The sequence below is a fragment of the Streptomyces barringtoniae genome (assembly GCF_020819595.1).
GTDB lineage: Bacteria > Actinomycetota > Actinomycetes > Streptomycetales > Streptomycetaceae > Streptomyces > Streptomyces barringtoniae.
Map to the genome: position 1 here is coordinate 130,520 of NZ_JAJHNP010000025.1, position 16,301 is coordinate 146,820.

15 protein-coding genes and 1 riboswitch are annotated in these 16,301 nt (G+C 71.6%); of the genes, 9 read left to right on the top strand and 6 right to left on the bottom strand.

The window, feature by feature from the left end; translation table 11 throughout:
- Positions 1-319: 319 nt before the first annotated feature.
- Positions 320-1,537 (bottom strand): fumarylacetoacetase, encoded by a 1,218-nt coding sequence (gene fahA, locus LMU33_RS34950; protein WP_228625013.1) that lies wholly within the window; start codon positions 1,535-1,537, stop codon positions 320-322.
- Between the two features lie 305 nt (positions 1,538-1,842).
- On the opposite strand from fahA, the gene LMU33_RS34955 reads away from it, so the two are divergent.
- The 3 genes from LMU33_RS34955 (at position 1,843) to LMU33_RS34965 (ending at position 5,279) form a co-directional block, all read left to right on the top strand.
- Complete coding sequence (locus LMU33_RS34955; RefSeq protein ID WP_228625058.1) at positions 1,843-3,087, top strand: carboxylate--amine ligase; 1,245 nt, start codon at positions 1,843-1,845, stop codon at positions 3,085-3,087.
- Positions 3,088-3,136: 49 nt separating this feature from the next.
- Positions 3,137-4,339, top strand: a complete 1,203-nt coding sequence (locus tag LMU33_RS34960) for an FAD-dependent oxidoreductase (protein ID WP_228625014.1) — start codon at positions 3,137-3,139, stop codon at positions 4,337-4,339.
- Positions 4,340-4,466: 127 nt separating this feature from the next.
- Entirely contained in the window at positions 4,467-5,279 is an 813-nt protein-coding gene (locus tag LMU33_RS34965) for an HAD family hydrolase (protein ID WP_228625016.1), read from the top strand.
- A gap of 181 nt (positions 5,280-5,460) precedes the next feature.
- On the opposite strand, the gene LMU33_RS34970 is transcribed toward LMU33_RS34965, so the two are convergent.
- On the bottom strand, positions 5,461-5,952 hold the full coding sequence (locus LMU33_RS34970) for a transglycosylase SLT domain-containing protein (RefSeq protein ID WP_228625018.1): 492 nt from the start codon (positions 5,950-5,952) through the stop codon (positions 5,461-5,463).
- A 4-nt stretch (positions 5,953-5,956) separates the two neighbouring features.
- Positions 5,957-6,139, bottom strand: a riboswitch (cyclic di-AMP (ydaO/yuaA leader).
- Between the two features lie 566 nt (positions 6,140-6,705).
- Between LMU33_RS34970 and LMU33_RS34975 the strand changes: the two genes are divergently transcribed.
- The 4 genes from LMU33_RS34975 to LMU33_RS34990 all read left to right on the top strand — a co-directional run bounded on the left by LMU33_RS34975 (position 6,706) and on the right by LMU33_RS34990 (position 11,230).
- A complete protein-coding gene (locus LMU33_RS34975) occupies positions 6,706-7,716 on the top strand; it encodes a polyprenyl synthetase family protein (RefSeq protein WP_228625020.1) in 1,011 nt (336 codons plus the stop codon).
- A gap of 310 nt (positions 7,717-8,026) precedes the next feature.
- Positions 8,027-9,241, top strand: a complete 1,215-nt coding sequence (locus tag LMU33_RS34980; protein ID WP_228625022.1) for a LolA family protein — start codon at positions 8,027-8,029, stop codon at positions 9,239-9,241.
- Positions 9,242-9,312: 71 nt separating this feature from the next.
- On the top strand, positions 9,313-10,344 hold the full coding sequence (locus LMU33_RS34985; RefSeq protein ID WP_228625024.1) for an ABC transporter ATP-binding protein: 1,032 nt from the start codon (positions 9,313-9,315) through the stop codon (positions 10,342-10,344).
- Positions 10,331-11,230: an ABC transporter permease gene (locus tag LMU33_RS34990; RefSeq protein WP_228625026.1), complete on the top strand. Its 900-nt coding sequence runs from the start codon at positions 10,331-10,333 to the stop codon at positions 11,228-11,230. The genes LMU33_RS34985 and LMU33_RS34990 overlap by 14 nt, the downstream gene beginning before the upstream one ends.
- A gap of 2 nt (positions 11,231-11,232) precedes the next feature.
- Here the strand turns inward: LMU33_RS34990 and LMU33_RS34995 are convergent, their stop codons facing one another.
- On the bottom strand, positions 11,233-11,826 hold the full coding sequence (locus tag LMU33_RS34995; RefSeq protein WP_228625028.1) for a flavodoxin family protein: 594 nt from the start codon (positions 11,824-11,826) through the stop codon (positions 11,233-11,235).
- Between the two features lie 195 nt (positions 11,827-12,021).
- On the opposite strand from LMU33_RS34995, the gene LMU33_RS35000 reads away from it, so the two are divergent.
- Positions 12,022-13,146 (top strand): hypothetical protein, encoded by a 1,125-nt coding sequence (locus LMU33_RS35000; RefSeq protein WP_228625030.1) that lies wholly within the window; start codon positions 12,022-12,024, stop codon positions 13,144-13,146.
- Positions 13,147-13,158: 12 nt separating this feature from the next.
- Here the strand turns inward: LMU33_RS35000 and LMU33_RS35005 are convergent, their stop codons facing one another.
- From LMU33_RS35005 to LMU33_RS35015, 3 genes are all read right to left on the bottom strand, one after another.
- Positions 13,159-13,638 (bottom strand): VOC family protein, encoded by a 480-nt coding sequence (locus LMU33_RS35005; protein WP_228625031.1) that lies wholly within the window; start codon positions 13,636-13,638, stop codon positions 13,159-13,161.
- A gap of 134 nt (positions 13,639-13,772) precedes the next feature.
- Complete coding sequence (rarD, locus tag LMU33_RS35010) at positions 13,773-14,723, bottom strand: EamA family transporter RarD (protein WP_228625033.1); 951 nt, start codon at positions 14,721-14,723, stop codon at positions 13,773-13,775.
- Between the two features lie 146 nt (positions 14,724-14,869).
- Positions 14,870-15,724: an SDR family oxidoreductase gene (locus LMU33_RS35015; RefSeq protein ID WP_228625035.1), complete on the bottom strand. Its 855-nt coding sequence runs from the start codon at positions 15,722-15,724 to the stop codon at positions 14,870-14,872.
- A 101-nt stretch (positions 15,725-15,825) separates the two neighbouring features.
- Here LMU33_RS35015 and LMU33_RS35020 point away from each other — a divergent pair, with 101 nt between their 5' ends.
- The gene (locus LMU33_RS35020; protein WP_228625037.1) at positions 15,826-16,230 is read left to right on the top strand and encodes a winged helix-turn-helix transcriptional regulator; all 405 of its coding nucleotides are present in this window, start codon (positions 15,826-15,828) and stop codon (positions 16,228-16,230) included.
- Positions 16,231-16,301 lie beyond the last annotated feature (71 nt).

The window sequence follows — 16,301 nt, forward strand, 5'->3', positions numbered from 1 at the left end:
GTCATGTGGTGCGGGTGGTGCGGGGCGACGCGCCAAGGGCAGCTCGCGCGGTGCGTGTCCGCGCCCAGTATGACGGTGCGGGGCGGCGGGAGTCAGGTCTCGGGCAGTGATCCGCTGCGCGCATTCGGCTGCCTGCTCCCGGGCGTGCCCGCTTGCCCGCCCCGCAGGACGGGCAGCCCGACGGCTCCCGGTCCTGCAGGGCTTGCCGCACCGCCTCCAGGAGTCCAAGTTGCTCGCTGCGGCGGACTTGCCGGTCTCTTGCTACAAGGCGCCGGTCGCCCCGACGCCCCTCGGCCGGCGCCGCGCGCCCTGGCGTCGCTCAGCCGGCAACGACGCGTCCGCTGACCTCCCCCAGCCCGATCCGGTGCCCGTCCGCGCCGGGGGCCCAGGCCGTCAGGGTCACCACGTCGCCGTCCTCCAGGAAGGCCCGCTTGCCCTCCGGGAGTTCCAGGGGGTCGCGGCCGTTCCAGGTCAGCTCCAGCAGTGAGCCGCGCTGGCGCTCCTCGGGTCCGCTCACCGTGCCCGAGCCGTACAGGTCGCCGGTGCGCAGCGAGGCGCCGTTCACCGTCATGTGGGCGAGCTGCTGGGCCGCGGTCCAGTACATCGTGGAGAACGGCGGCTCGGAGACCACATGGCCGTTGATGGCGATGGAGATCCGCATGTCGTAGCCGCCGGGCTCGATGCCCGGCGCGGAGTCGTCCAGGTAGGGCAGCAGCGGGTGCGTGCGCTCCGGAGGCGCCACGCGCGCGTGCTCCAGCGCTTCCAGCGGAGTGATCCACGCCGACACCGAGGTCGCGAAGGACTTGCCGAGGAAGGGGCCGAGGGGGACGTACTCCCAGGCCTGGATGTCCCGCGCGGACCAGTCGTTTAGCAGGCACAGCCCGAAGACGTGCTCGCGGAAGTCGCCGAGCGCGACCGACCGGCCCAGCTCGGACGGCACGCCCACGACGAAGCCGACCTCGGCCTCGATGTCCAGCCGGATCGACGGGCCGAAGACGGGTGCCGGGTCCGCGGGGGCCTTGCGCTGCCCGGACGGCCGTACGACGTCCGTGCCGGAGACGACGACCGTGCCGGAGCGGCCGTGGTAACCGATCGGCAGGTGCTTCCAGTTGGGGGTGAGGGAGTCCTCGGCGTCCGGGCGGAAGATCCGGCCGACGTTGCGGGCGTGGTTCTCCGAGGCGTAGAAGTCGACGTAGTCCGCCACCTCGAAGGGCAGGTGCAGGGTCACCTCGGACAGCGGGTGGAACAGGGGCTCGACGGCCTCGCGGTGCGCGGGGTCCGTGACCCAGGCCGTGACGGCGCGCCGTACCTCCGTCCAGGCCGGGCGGCCGGCGGCGAGCAGTGCGTTGAGGGTGGGCCGCGCGAGCAGCGCGTGGTGCGGCGAGCCGAGGGCGGCGGCCGCGGCGCCCGCGTCGAGGACCTGGTCCCCGAGCCGGACTCCGACCCTCCGCTCCGTGCTGCCGGAGGGCGAGAACACGCCATAGGGAAGGTTGTGCGGGCCGAAGGGGTCGCCCTCGGGGACGTCGAAGGGGGGCATGGGGTGCTGCCTCACTCTCATCCGGGCCGTGCATGGCGCTCGTTCCATGTGGTCGCGCCACACGTTACGGCCGTGATGCGTGTCTTGGGCAGAGTCCCCTGCGGCGCCCGTCACAGTGCCCGAAACGTGCGTGTCGCGCCGCCTTCGAAAGGTTGCTCGCACCCTGCCTAAAGAGTTCGCAATGTCCGAATAGACCTTGTCGGAGGGGGCAATTCCGGCTTAGCGTCCTTTGGGGACACGGACGGGGTGGGTCCGTTCCATTGGGGGGACACGTGGGGGGACCCGTGGCCGGAGACACCGTCGGTGTGCCGTTCGAGGCGGACCGGGACGTACCAGGACTGATCGTCAAGTTCGGCGATTATCCGCTGCACCACGGCGGCGTCGGCGCGATCCGCAGCCTGGGCCGGCTCGGCGTGCCCATGTACGCCATCACCGAGGACGCCTACACGCCCGCGGCCTCCTCCCGCTATCTGAAGAAGGCCTTCGTGTGGCCGACGACCGGTGCGGAGGACCCGGGCCGGCTGGTCGAGGGCCTGCTGCGCATCGGCCGCCGCATCGGCCGCCCCGCCGTCCTCGTCCCGACCGACGAGGAGGCCGCCGTACTGATCGCCGAGCACCAGGACGAGCTGGCCGGTTCCTTTCTCTTCCCGCGCGTCGACCCCGCGCTGCCGCGCCGGCTCGCCAGCAAGCAGGGGCTGCACGAACTGTGCCTGGAGCACGGCATCGCGACCCCCGCGTCGGCGTTCCCGGAGTCCTACCAGGACGTCGTCGCCTTCGCCGACACGGCCCGCTTCCCGGTGGTGGCCAAGAACCGGGAGGCGTTCGTCCGGCGCAGCAAGCCCGCTGTCAACGGCACCACGAAGATCGCCACGCGCGCGGGGTTGCTCTCCCTCGCCCGTGACTGGGGCGAGGAACCCGGCGTGATCCTCCAGGAGTACCTGCCGCGCGAGGAGGCCGAGGACTGGATCGTGCACGCCTGCTTCGACCAGGACGCGAGCCCCCTCGCGCTGTTCACCGGCGTCAAGGTCCGCTCGTGGCCGCCGCACGCCGGCATGACGGCGAACGCGTACGTCGTCGACAACCCGGAACTCACCGACCTCGCCGCACGTTTCATCAAACAGATCGGCTACAGCGGCATCATCGACCTCGACCTGCGCTTCGACCGGCGCGACGGACAGTACAAGCTCCTCGACTTCAACCCGCGCATGGGCGCCCAGTTCCGGCTGTTCGAGAACGAGTCGGGTGTGGACGTCGTACGCGCCATGCATCTGAACCTGACCGGCCGCCCCGTTCCGGAGGGGGAACAGCGCGCCGGCCACCGGTACATCGTGGAGAACATCGACCTGCCCGCCCTCCTCGCCTACCGCCGCAGCGGCTATACGACGCCGCACGCTCCGGCGAAGGCGAGCGGGACGGAGCTGGCCTGGCTCGCGGGTGACGACCCGCTGCCCTTCCTCACGATGCTGGCCCGCTTCGTGCGCCCGGGCGCGAAGCACCTCTATCAGCTGTGGCGGACGAACCGCCGCGGCAGCGGCACCTCCACGAAGTAGGCAAAGCCACACAAAGAGTGGCGTGCACCATGTCCTGGGGAGGGACTTCGTGACTCGACCGGTTGCAGTCATCGGGGCCGGGCCGTTCGGCCTGTCCACCGCCGCCCATCTGCGGGCGCGCGGCATCCCCGTCCGCGTCTTCGGCGACCCCATGGTCAGCTGGCGCGACCACATGCCCGAGGGCATGCTCCTTAAGTCCACGCCCGCCGCCTCGAACCTCGACTGCCCGCAGCCCGGCCACACCCTCGCCGACTACTGCGACGCGGCCGGTATCCGCCGCCTGGTGGCCGACGAGGACATCATCCCGGTGGAGACGTTCACCTCCTACGGCGAGTGGTTCCAGCAGAAACTGGTCCCCGAACTGGAGCAGGTGCGGGTCGTCTCCGTGGACCGCGACAAGAGCGGCGGCTTCGAGCTGAAGCTGGACTCGGGGGAGACGTTCACCGCGCGCGCCGTCGTCGTCGCCACCGGCCTGTCGGGGCTCGCGCACCTGCCGGCGGAGCTCGCGGGAGCGGCGGCCGACGGACCGGCGCCCACCGGCCCGGTCTCGCACAGCTCCCAGCACCACGACCTGAGCCGTTTCGCCGGCAAGGAGCTCATCGTGGTCGGCGCCGGCCAGTCCGCGCTGGAGACGGCGGCGCTCGCCGCCGAGGCGGGGGCACGCGTGCGTGTCGTCGCGCGCGGCCGCGGCCGGGTCGCCTTCGGCGCGCCGCCCTGGCAGCAGCCCAAGCTGCGCCCCGAGTCGCCGTTCGGCCGCGCCTGGTCGCTGTGGGCGTTCAGCTACTATCCGCACCCCTACCGGTATCTGCCCGAGGGCACCCGCCACTTCCTGGTCCGCCGGGTCCTCGGTCCGCTCGGCGCCTGGTGGCTGCGAGAGCGCTTCGAGAGCGCCGTGCAGGTGCAGGACGTGGCGCGGGTGGTGAGCGCGGAGGCTCCGGACGGAAGCCCCGTCCTGACCGTCCGCACCCACGGCGGGCACCTCGAGCGGCTCACCGCCGACCACGTCATCGCCGCCACCGGCTACCGCGTCGACATCGCGGCCATGGACTTCCTCGGCCACGAGCTGCGCACCAGGCTCGCGGTGAGCCGCGGCACGCCGAAGCTCGGTCCGGGCTTCGTCTCGTCCGTTCCCGGCCTGTACTTCACCGGTCTGCCGGCGGCGTCGTCGTACGGCCCGGTGATGCGTTTCGTCTGCGGCACGGAGTTCGCCTCGCCGCGGCTGACGAAACACCTGGCGTCGGCCCACGGCTGAAGCCGCCGACCGGGCTGGTCCGCGTCATCAACGAGGGGCCGGGACACCCTACTTGGGGTGGACTGGTACGTAAGTGCGCAGGACGACAAGGTGAGTCGGCGGGGCCCGGTATCCGTATTCTCTGATCATGGCAGCCACCCCCGCGTATGCACTGATCGCCACCGACCTGGACGGAACGCTGCTGCGCGGCGACGACACGGTCTCCGACCGGTCGCTCGCCGCGCTCGCGCGGGTGGCGCGGGCCGGTGCCCGGCACCTGGTGGTGACGGGCCGCCCGGCCCCGCGGGTACGGCCGCTACTGGCAAACCTCGGCTGCACGGGGCTCGCGGTGTGCGGGCAGGGCGCACAGGTCTACGACGCCGGGACCGGCCGCCTGCTGTGGTCGGTCCGGCTGGACCGGGAGCTGGCCGAGACTGCGCTCGGCAAGATCGAGGCCGAGGTGGGGCAGGTGTACGCGGCCGTCGACCAGGACGGGGTGGACGGGCTCACGCTCATCGAACCCGGCTACCGGATGCCGCACCCGACCCTGCCCGCGGTCCGGGTCGGCCGGCGCGACGACCTGTGGTGCGCGCCGATCAGCAAGGTCCTGCTGCGCCACGCCGGCCTGTCCGACGACGAGTTGGCGGCCGTCGCGCGCGCGGTGGTGGGCTCGCTGGCCACGGTCACCATGTCCGGGCCGGGGACCGTGGAGCTCCAGCCGTCCGGGGTGACCAAGGCGACCGGTCTCGCGCTGGGCGCCGAGCGGCTCGGCATCGCGGCGGAGGAGGCGCTGGCGTTCGGCGACATGCCCAACGACATCCCGATGTTCGACTGGGCCGGACACGGGGTGGCCATGGCCAACGCGCATCCCGAACTCAAGACGGCGGCCGACGAGATCACCCTGTCGAACGAGGACGACGGCGTCGCCGTCGTCCTCGAAAGACTGTTCCCGACCGACTGACCGGAACATCAGTACACGACCGTCCCCGGTACCGGCCCTCCCTGTCCACGACCGTCCCCGGGGCATGGTCCTCCCGGGCGCACGGCCGTCCCCGGAAGGAGCGACGGCCGCCCGGCGGATGCCCCTCCGTCAGGTGTGGGCACACGCCGGACGGCCGATGCCGTGCCGGTCAGCGGAACCGTCAGTACGCGCTGAACACGTTGTCGATCGACCCGTACCGGGCGGCGGCGTAGTTGCAGGCCGCGGTGATGTTGGCGACCGGGTCGTAGGGGTCGAAGGAGGTGCCGGCCACGTGGTACGCGTTGAAGGTCGGGTCGATCACCTGGAGCAGGCCCTTGGAGGGGATGCCCGCGGCGGCGTTGGAGTCCCAGAGGTTGATGGCCTTGGGGTTGCCGGAGGACTCCCGCACGATGTTGCGGTGAATGCCGTTGTAGGTGCCCGGGATGCCCTTCTGGGCCATGATCGCGAGGGACTCGCGGATCCAGCCGTCGAGGTTGTTCGGGTACCCGGCGAGGGTGGTGGAGGCCGCCTTGGTGGTCGTGCCGGTGGCCGCGGAGGCGCTGGTGGCGCCGACGAGCGACACAGCGAGGACTGCGGCACCGGTGCCGGCGACGGCGAGGGCGCGGGCGAGGCGGGTGGTGCGGGTGCGGTGGTGCTGAGCGGCAGCGGGCATGGGGAAGTCCTCTCCGGCGCCTGCGAGGTGAGCTGTCGGGTTCGGGCGGGGAGGTGCCCGGCCGCGCCTTCGTGAGAAGGCATGGCTTCACCCCTAGCCGTCCCGGCGCGGCGTGTGCCGTCCGGTCCGGCGGACTTACCTGGGTCCCCCGCTCCTGCCGTACGAATGAGTTCGTCGATGGGTTACGCGGGCGGCGGCAGGATTCGGCGTCCGCCCGACGGCCCGGAACGTATGCGAGAGCACATGTCGGGAACAAGGGGCCGAGTCACACAACGTCCTATTTGACCTTGGTGTGTGCCGTTTGGGGTACTTGATCCTTTGCGTTTGCCAATCCTCAACTCGCGGACGGGGCAAGGCGGGAGGTGGCCTGACGGGTCTGTGTCGCCGGAGGTCGCGCGTGACCCAACTCACGAAATAACAAAGTATTTCAAATCCGACATGAGGGATTCGCGGTGCGTCGGGCGGGTGGTGGTGGAACCCGTGACGCGGCGCCTGTCGTTGTCTGGGGCGTGGGTATTACTCCGCTCGCCCCGTCGGCTCGCGACAAACGGTGTGGATTCCTGTTAAGTCGAAAATGTCCGCTCTTATCACTTGATCAAAAACATACCGGTCGTGATCCGATACCGCCCAGGCTGGACCGGTGGGCGCTATCGGTGATCGAAACAGGACCGGATACGCTGACTTGAGTGATGGCAACGACCTATCGACAAACCGTGTAATCGCCAGCAGACACCAGCAGACAGGAGACCCCTCGTGACCGTCGTCGGGCCGTTCGGGCTGAGCGTGCGGGACCAGGCTCTGGAAGCCGATGTCCAGGCCGGATTGGCGGCTGTCGAGGAAGGCTTGCTCGAGGCCACCAAGAGTGAGGTCCCGTTCATCACGGAGGCCGCGCAGCACCTCGTACGGGCAGGCGGGAAGCGGTTCCGGCCGCTGCTCGTGATGCTCGCGGCCCAGTTCGGCGACCCCTACGCGCCGGGCATCGTGCCCTCGGCCGTGGTCGTGGAGCTGACCCACCTGGCCACGCTGTACCACGACGACGTCATGGACGAGGCGGCCGTGCGGCGCGGCGTGGACAGCGCCAACACCCGATGGGGCAACTCCGTCGCGGTCCTCACCGGCGACTTCCTCTTCGCGCGCGCCTCCCAGATCCTCGCCGACCTCGGCCCCGAGGCGGTCCGGGTGCAGGCCCTCGCCTTCGAGCGGCTGGTCACCGGCCAGATCCTCGAGACCGCCGGCCCCTCCGACGGCCGCGACCCGGTCGAACACTACCTGGACGTGCTCGGCGGCAAGACGGGCTCGCTGGTGGCGGTCTCCTGCCGGTTCGGCGCGATGATGTCCGGGGCCGACGAGACGGTCGTGGACGTGCTCACCCAGTACGGCGAGCGGCTCGGGGTGGCCTTCCAGCTCGCCGACGACGTCCTGGACATCGCCTCCGACTCCCACGAGTCCGGCAAGACCCCGGGCACCGACCTGCGCGAGGGCATCCCGACCCTGCCCGTGCTCCGGCTGCGCGAGCGCGCCGCGCGCCTCGGGCTGCCCGAGGACATCGCGCTGTGCGAGCTGCTCGACTCCGACCTCAGCGACGACGCCCGGCACGCCGAGGCACTGGCCGCGCTGCGCGCCCACCCCGCGCTGGAGCAGGCCCGCCGGGACACCGTCCGGTACGCGGAGGAGGCCCGCGCCGCGCTGGTGCCGCTGCGGGAGTGCGACGCCAAGGCCGCGCTGTTGGAGCTGTGTGACGCGGTGGTGCACCGCGCCGGCTGATCCGGCACGACACCCCGCCGCCGGCTGTGCGGCTCACCGGGTTTCGGCTGTACGCCACGGCACGCCTTCGGCGACCCCGTACGGGGCCCTCCGTTCCGGTGAGACCCCTACGGGTTGGTGGAGTCCAGGCCCCTGCGTGTCATACCGCAGTCGTACGCGGAGTTGGCTCCGAGGTCTGACGCTTCCTCATGGCTGATTTGGTGAGATGGAAGCAACGGAAATCACCACTCCTCACCGATTCGGGTGAGAATGGCGGCTCTGGTGGACCAGCGTGAGAACAGCCGCCGCCGACGACGGAGGTAAGGCACACATGGCACCGTACGAATCCGACGACGCAGTGGATGCCGCGCGAGTGGACGCCGCGGGGGACGAGGAGCGGCACGCCGCACGGCGCAAGGCTGCCCGTTACGCGGTCCCGGTCGCCGTGGTGGGGGTCGCGGCGGCCACGATCGGTCTGGTCCCGGCGCTCGCCGCCTCCGGCGACCCCGACCTGCCCAGGATCACGGCGCAGCAGCTCATCGAGAAGATCGCCAAGTCGGACGTGCAGCAGATGTCCGGCACCGTGCGGATCGACACCGACCTCGGCCTGCCCGACCTCGGCGGCCTGGCGAACAACCTGTCCTCCGCCGCCGGCAAGGGCTCCGGCGACGGCTCCTCCGCCGACCCGCGGTCCCAGCTCACCTCGCTGGTCTCCGGCACGCACACGCTGCGCGTCGCCGCCGACGGCCCCGAGAAGCAGAAGCTGTCGCTGCTGGAGAGCGGCTCCGAGTACAGCCTCATCCACAACGGCAAGAACGTGTGGGGCTACGACAGCAAGACCAACGACGTGTACCACGGCACCTCGGCCGACTCCGGCAAGGAGCACAGGGCCGAGCCCCCGGCCACGCCGAAGGACTTCGCCGACCAGGCGCTGAAGTCGGTGGACGGCACCACGTCCGTCACCGTCGACGGCACCGAGCGGGTCGCCGGCCGCGACGCCTACAAGCTGCTGATCAAGCCCAGGCAGTCCGGCACCACGGTCGGCGCCATCAGCATCGCCGTCGATGCGAAGACGGGTACGCCGCTGAAGTTCACGCTGACGCCGAAGAGCGGCGGCGCCGCCGTCCTCGACGTGGGCTTCACCCAGGTCTCCTTCGCCAAGCCGGCCGCCTCCACCTTCGACTTCACCCCTCCCAAGGGGGCGAAGGTGACGGAGGAGAAGAAGGACTCCGCGGCTCACAAGCACGCGCCGGAGCCCGGCCGGGACTTCGCCAAGGGCATGAACGGCGCCGACGTCCTCGGCGAGGGCTGGACGTCCATCGCCACCTTCGACACCGGCGCCAAGGGCGGCCTGCCGACCGGCTCCCGTGGCGGTGACTTCGGTGGCTTCCTCGGCTCGCTCGGCGAGAAGGTCTCCGGGAAGTTCGGCAAGGGGACGGTCTTCTCCACCCGCCTGGTCAACGCCCTGATCACCGACGACGGCAAGGTGTACGCCGGCGCGGTGACCAAGGACGCCCTGGTGAAGGCGGCGAACGAGGGAAAGTGACCCCTTCCGGGCACTACGGACCGTGACCGTACGTTCACCCTTCACGGGAGGCGCGAATCGAGGGGGAGCCGATGGACGGACCGTCCGCCACGGAGCGGGAGGCGGGGGATGCGGGGAACCGTGCCCCGGGGCAGCCGGAGGATGCGGGGAAGCCTGCCCCGGGGTCGGTCGAGGCGAGCGTCATCGCCACCCGCGGCCTCACCAAGCGCTACCGCGGCGGACAGCTCGCCGTCGACGGCCTCGACCTGACCGTCCCGGCGGGCAGCGTCTTCGGCTTCCTCGGTCCGAACGGCTCGGGCAAGACCACCACCATCCGCATGCTGATGGGCCTGATCGAGCCCACGGCGGGCACGGTCCGCGTACTGGGCCGCCCGATGCCCCGGGCGGCCCGTGCCGTCCTCCCGCAGGTCGGCGCGCTCATCGAGGGCCCCGCGCTGTACGGCTTCCTCTCCGGCCGGGACAACCTGCTGCGCTACGACGCCGCCGACCCGACCGCCGACCCCCGTACCCGGCACGCCCGCGTCGCCGCCGCCCTGGACCGGGTGGGCCTCGCGGCCGCCGCCGGCAAGAAGGCGAAGGCGTACTCGCTGGGCATGAGACAGCGCCTCGGTCTGGCCGCCGCGCTGCTCCAGCCGCGCCGGCTGCTCGTCCTGGACGAGCCCACCAACGGCCTCGATCCGCAGGGCATGCGCGAGATCCGCAGCCTGATCCGTGAGCTGGCCGCCGACGGAACGACCGTCTTCCTCTCCTCCCACCTCCTCGACGAGATCGAGCAGGTCTGCACCCACGCGGCGGTCATGGCGCGGGGCCGGCTGGTCACCCAGGGCGCGGTGGCCGACCTGGCGGCCGGGGCGCGGGGACGGCTGGTGGTGACCACCCCGGATCCGGCCGAGGCGGCCCGGGTGCTGAAGGAGCAGGGCGTCGGGGACGTCACCGCCGACGGCGACCGGGTCACCGGCGAACCGCCCGCGCGGGACCTCGCCGAGGTGAACGCGGCCCTGGTGGCGGCGGAGGTCAGGGTCCGGGGGTTCACGGTCGAACGGGCCTCGCTGGAGGACGCGTTCGTGGCGCTGACGGGGGAGGGTTTCGATGTCGCGGGCTGAGACGGTCCCCGTGTCCGAGGCGGTCGCCGCATCCGCCGCCCGCCGGCCGAGCCCCCTGTGGACGCTCGGGCTGCTGCGCAGCGAACTCGTCACGACCCTCCGCCGCTGGCGCACGCTCGCCCTGCTCGGGGTGCTGGCCGCCGTGCCGGTGCTGGTCGGGATCGCCGTGAAGATCCAGACGCGGGGCGGCAGGACGGTGGACCACAGCGGCCAGGGCCCGGCGTTCATGACGCAGATCACCAACAACGGCCTGTTCCTGGTGTTCACGGCGCTGGCCGCGACCCTGCCGTTCTTCCTGCCGATGGCCGTCGGGGTCGTCGCGGGCGACGCGATAGCGGGCGAGGCGGGCGCGGGCACCCTGCGCTATCTGCTGGTCGCCCCGGCCGGCCGCACCCGGCTGCTGCTCACCAAGTACACGACGGTGATGGCCTTCTGCCTGCTGGCCACACTGATCGTGGCCGGCTCGGCGCTGATCGTGGGCGCGCTGCTCTTCCCGCTGGGCGACCTCACGACCATATCCGGCACCCGGATCAGCTTCGCCGAGGGCCTCGGCCGGGCCCTGCTGATCGCCCTGGTGGTCGCCGCCTCGCTGGTCGGCATCGCGGCGCTCGGCCTGTTCGTGTCGACGCTCACGAACAGCGGCATCGCGGCGATGGCGACCACCGTCGGCATACTCATCACGGTCCAGATCCTGGACCAGATACCCCAGTTGCACGCGCTGCGGCCGTATCTGTTCTCGCACTACTGGCTGTCCTTCGCCGACCTGGTCCGCGACCCCGTCTACTGGGACGACCTGGTGAAGAACCTCGACCTCCAGGCGCTGTACGCGGCCGTGTTCGGCTCGGCGGCCTGGGCGCGGTTCACGACGAAGGACATCAGCGCGTAGGCCTACCCGGCCGACGCCTCGTACGGGAAGCGCGCGAGGGGCGCGTCCTGGGCGAAGAACGTCTTCGCGCGTGCCAGCGCGTCGGTGTCCTTCAGCACGTCACCCGGGGCGCTGCCGTTGCCCAGCAGCACGCCGCCGAAGCGCATCCCCATGTAGGCGGCCGAGTTGTTGAGCGTGCCGATGTAGGGCTCGGCGACCGACTGCTCGACGTGGGCGAGCGCGGCGATGCCCCAGAGCGTGCGGCCGGCCAGGGTCGCCCTGAAGTCGACACCCGGGATGCGCAGCCAGCCCGACCAGTGGTCCAGGTAGCGCTTGGTGAGGCCGGACACCGAGTACCAGTACAGCGGCGAGGCGATCACGATGTCCGTGGCCGCGAGCGTTGCGTCCAGCAGCAGACCGGCGGCGCTGTCCGCCGTCGGCCGTACATGCTCGCTGTCGTGCCGCAGGTCCGCGAAGTCGGGCAGCGGATGCTCGGCCAGGCGGAGCCAGCGCTGTTCGGCATCGCCGGGCAGCTGCTCGGCCGCCGCGCGGGCCAGCAGCTCGGTGTTGCCCTCGGCGCGGGCACTGCCCAGGACAAAGAGAAAACGACGGCGCATGGGTCCCCCGGGGGCGTGCTGACGTACGACGGATAAAGACACGTGCATTTTATGCACACGCAAGCAATCTGCGCCAGCGTGCGGCTGGTGCGAGGCTGTGACGCTGCGGTGACGCGGAAACCGCAGGGAGCCGACACACTGGTTGGCAGGACGCGTACGACCGGATCGCGGCGCCGGGGGAGTGAGGGAAAACCGATGTCTCGAGTCAGCTTCGAGAAGAGGCGGGCGCAGCAGCCCGTGGCGCATCCGACGGTGGTACCGGTCCGGGTGTTCGGCGCGGGAGGCGCGTCGGTCGGCGGGACGTCGGTGGTGGCGGCGCCGGGCGAGGAGATCCAGCAGGCCGTCCTCAACCACCTTCAGCGGCTGGCCATCAGCGTCGGCACCCCCATACGCGCCACGATCCACGACGACCGCGCGGGCTGCATGGTTCCCCTGGAGGTCTCGGCGGACGGCTCCAGCCGGGTCACGGGGCGGGCGGTACGGGTGGCCGCGCCGGCGAAGCCGGGTGCGGCGGGCGTGGCCTCGCCGGCGCGGCCGACCGCGGCGGGCACGGCCTCACAGGTAGCCGCGTCTTCACAGGTGGCCGCGTCTTCACAGGTGACCGTGCCTTCGCCGGAGGGGCTGCGGGATGTGCCCCCGGTGAAGCAGCCGGCGCCCGTGCCGGCCGGGATCGTGCAGGCGCCGACGGGGCAGTTCGGCCCCGCGCCGGTCATGTCGGTCACGAAGGCCCCCGCGCCCCTGGTCGAGGTCTCCGAGCCCGAGCCCGCCCCCACCCCGACTCCCACTCCCGCGCGGGGCTTCGACGCCGTCGCCGAGGAAGTGCTCGCGGACGTGCCCGTCACCGAGACCGCGGAGGGGGCCGAGTTGCTCACCGGGCCGATGACGCGGCTCAACGAGGCGGTGCGCTCCGGCCGTATCGAGGCGGCGGCGCAACTCGCCGACCGTACCGTCATCGAGGCGACCAGCGTGCTGGGCCCCCGCCATGCCGAGGTGCTGCACCTGCGCGAACTGTCCGCCTACATCGCCTACTTGGCAGGCGACCCGGTCGGCGCCTGCCGGCAGTCCCTGGACCTCGCCCGGCTGCGCCGGCAGGCGCGGGACACGGAGGCCGCCTACGGCAACGTGCAGAGCGCGGCGACAGCGTGGCGTGCGGTGCGCGATCCCGAGGAGGGCCTGCGGCTGGGCCGCGACCTGATCGAACTGTGGGCCGACCTCGCCACCGAGCCGGGTCCCGCCGCCGACGACCCGCGCCCGCTGGAGTCCGCCCGCGCCCGCATGGTCCGCCTGACCGACCGAGCGGCCCGCGCCGCACAGCCGTAACCCGCGACAGCCCTACTGCACGCAGAACTCGTTGCCCTCCGGGTCCGCCATCACCACCCACGTACCCGAGGGTTCCCTCACCTCGTTCAGTACCCGTGCGCCCAGCGCCCGGAGCCGTGCCACCTCGTCGGCGCGCCGGCCCGCACCGGCGTGCAGGTCGAGGTGGAGCCGATTCTTGACGGCCTTCTGCTCCGGCACGCGCTGGAACAGCAGCCGCCGCCCGAGCCCGGTGCCGCTCTCCGGGTCGTACGGGTCGTCGGGGTGCCGTACGGCGATCAGGTCACGGAAGGCGGGGCGGCCGTGGTGCTCGACCGCGGCCTCGGCAGGCAACGCGCCCAGGGACAGCAGCCGTTCGACCAGGGCGCTGTTGTCCTCGGCCGTGTAGTGCAGCGCGGCGGCCCAGAAGTCGGCCTGGGCGTGCGGGTCGGCCGCGTCGATGACGAGCTTCCAGTGCAGCGGGACGGGGGCCTCGGCGGGTGGTTGAGTCGACATGCTCACCACTTATAGCGGCGAGCACTGACATCGGCGGGAGCACTGACATCGGCGGCGGGCACCGACATCAGCGGCGTCCACACGGATCTCATGCCCCCCGGATCACATGCCCGCCGGTTCGGAGACCCGCCGGTTCAGGCTTCCGCGGGTGCGGCGTCGGGTGTCTCCACGCGCGGCGGGCCGAGAGGTTCCCTCGGCCTGCGCGCGGCGCGCAGCGCGTCGCCCGTGAGCAGCATCAGCGCCAGCCAGACCAGCGCGAACCCGGCCCAGCGCTCGGGCGGCATGGCCTCGTGGAAGTAGAGGATGCCGAGCAGGAACTGGAAGACGGGCGCCAGGTACTGCAGCAGGCCCAGCGTGGACAGGGGCACGCGGATCGCCGCCGCGCCGAAGCAGACCAGGGGCAGTGCGGTGACCAGGCCGGTGGAGGCGAGCAGGGCGGCGTGCCCCGTCCCGTCGTTCAGGAAGCTGGCCTTGCCGTGCGCGCCGAGCCACAGCAGATAGCCGAGCGCGGGCAGGAACTGGATCGCGGTCTCGGCGGCCAGCGACTCCAGGCCGCCCAGGGCGACCTTCTTCTTGACCAGGCCGTAGGTGGCGAAGGAGAACGCGAGGACGAGCGAGATCCACGGCGGCCGGCCGTAGCCGACGGTCAGGACGACGACGGCGGCCAGGCCGGTGGCGACCGCCGCCCACTGCGTGGGCCGCAGCCGCTCCTTCAGCAGCAGCACGCCCATCGCGATGGTCACCAGTGGGTTGATGAAGTACCCGAGGGATGCCTCGACCACATGGCCGGAGTTCACGGACCAGATGTAGACGCCCCAGTTGACGGTGATGACGGCGGCGGCGACGGCGATGAGCCCGAGCCGGCGCGGCTGGCGCAGCAACTGCCCGGCCCACGCCCAGCGCCGTACGAAGAGCAGGGCGACGGCGACGACGACCAGGGACCACACCATGCGGTGGGCGAGGATCTCGACCGCCCCGGCGGGTTTCAGCAGGGGCCAGAACAAGGGCACGAGGCCCCACATGCCGTAGGCGGCGAAGCCGTTCAGCAGGCCTATCCGGTGCTCACCCTTGGACTTCCCGGCCACGGGCCCTCCCTCTCGCATCAGGTCACGCGGGAACGAAGGTAGCGCCGAGCACCCCTCACTGTCATGGCCGTATCGCCATACGGTCATGACAGTTCGAGGGGTGTCGGATGGCGAGGGGCGTCCGGCGGTGACAGGGGCCGGACGGCTCAGCCCTTGAGCGCGGCGGCGACCGCCTCCGCCAGCGGGCTGGTGGGACGGCCGATCAGCCGCGACAGGTCCCCGGAGGACACCACCAGCTCGCCCTTCTCGACCGAGGCGTCCACGCCGGCCAGGATCGCGGCCAGCGGCCCGGGCAGCCCGGCGCCGGTCAGGATGCCGGCGAAGGCCTCGACGGAGACCGGGGTGTAGGCGATCTCCTTGCCGGTCTGCCGGCTCAGCTCGGCCGCGTACTCGGCGAAGCTCCACGCCTCGTCGCCGCCCAGCTCGTACGTCTTGTTCTCGTGGCCCTCGCCGGTCAGCACCGCGACCGCGGCGGCGGCGTAGTCGGCGCGGGCGGCCGAGGAGACCCGGCCGTCACCGGCGGCCTGGACGACCGCGCCGTGCTCCAGTACCGGGGCCAGGTTCTCGGTGTAGTTCTCGTGGTACCAGCCGTTGCGCAGCAGGGTGTACGGCAGGCCGGCGGCGAGCAGCACCTCCTCCGTCGCGCGGTGGTCGTCCGCGAGCGCGGCCGTCAGGCTGCCCGGGGCGCTGGTGTAGGCGAGCAGCGCCACCCCGGCGGCCTTCGCGGCGTCGATGACGACCTCGTGCTGCCGCACCCTGCCCTTGTCGAACTCGTTGCCGGAGATCAGCAGGACCTTGTCACCCGCGGAGAACAGGCCGTCGAAGGTCTCGGGCGCGTTGTAGTCGGCGACGGCGAGCTGCACCCCGCGGGCCGCGAAGTCGGCGGCCTTCACCTCGTCGCGCACGACGGCGGTGATCTCCTCCGCGGGAACCTTCTCCAGCAGTTGCTCCACGACGTGCCGGCCGAGGTGTCCGGTGGCTCCGGTGACGACGATGCTCATGGTTCGGAACTCCTTGTGGGATGCCGTGTGTCTCGTATGGCACTCACCCTAGGAGGGGCGCTAACTGAATGAAAGTACCCACTTTGAAGTAAGGTACTGGCATGTCGGTAAGTCAGTGGAAGAGCGACGGTGAGGCCATGTGCCCCCACCGCCTGGTCCTGGAGCACGTCACCAGCCGCTGGGGGGTGCTGGTGCTGATCCAGCTCCTCGACCGCCCGTATCGGTTCAGCGAACTGCGCCGGGCGATCGGCAGCCTCGGCGGGCGTGGCGTCAGCGAGAAGATGCTCACGCAGACCCTCCAGACCCTGGAGCGCGACGGTCTCGTCCACCGGGACGCCAAGCCCGTCATCCCGCCGCGTGTCGACTACTCGCTGACCGGGCTGGGCCGCGAGGCGGCGGAGCAGGTGAGCGCGCTGGCCCGGTGGACCCAGCGGCGCATGGACGACGTGCTCGGCGCCCGTCGGGCATACGACGAGGCCCGGGCCGTCCGGTCCCGGGCCTCATAGCCAAGCCGTAGGCGTCTCAGCCGATGACGGTCCAGGTGTCGCCGCCGGCGAGGAGGGCGGCGAGGTCGCCT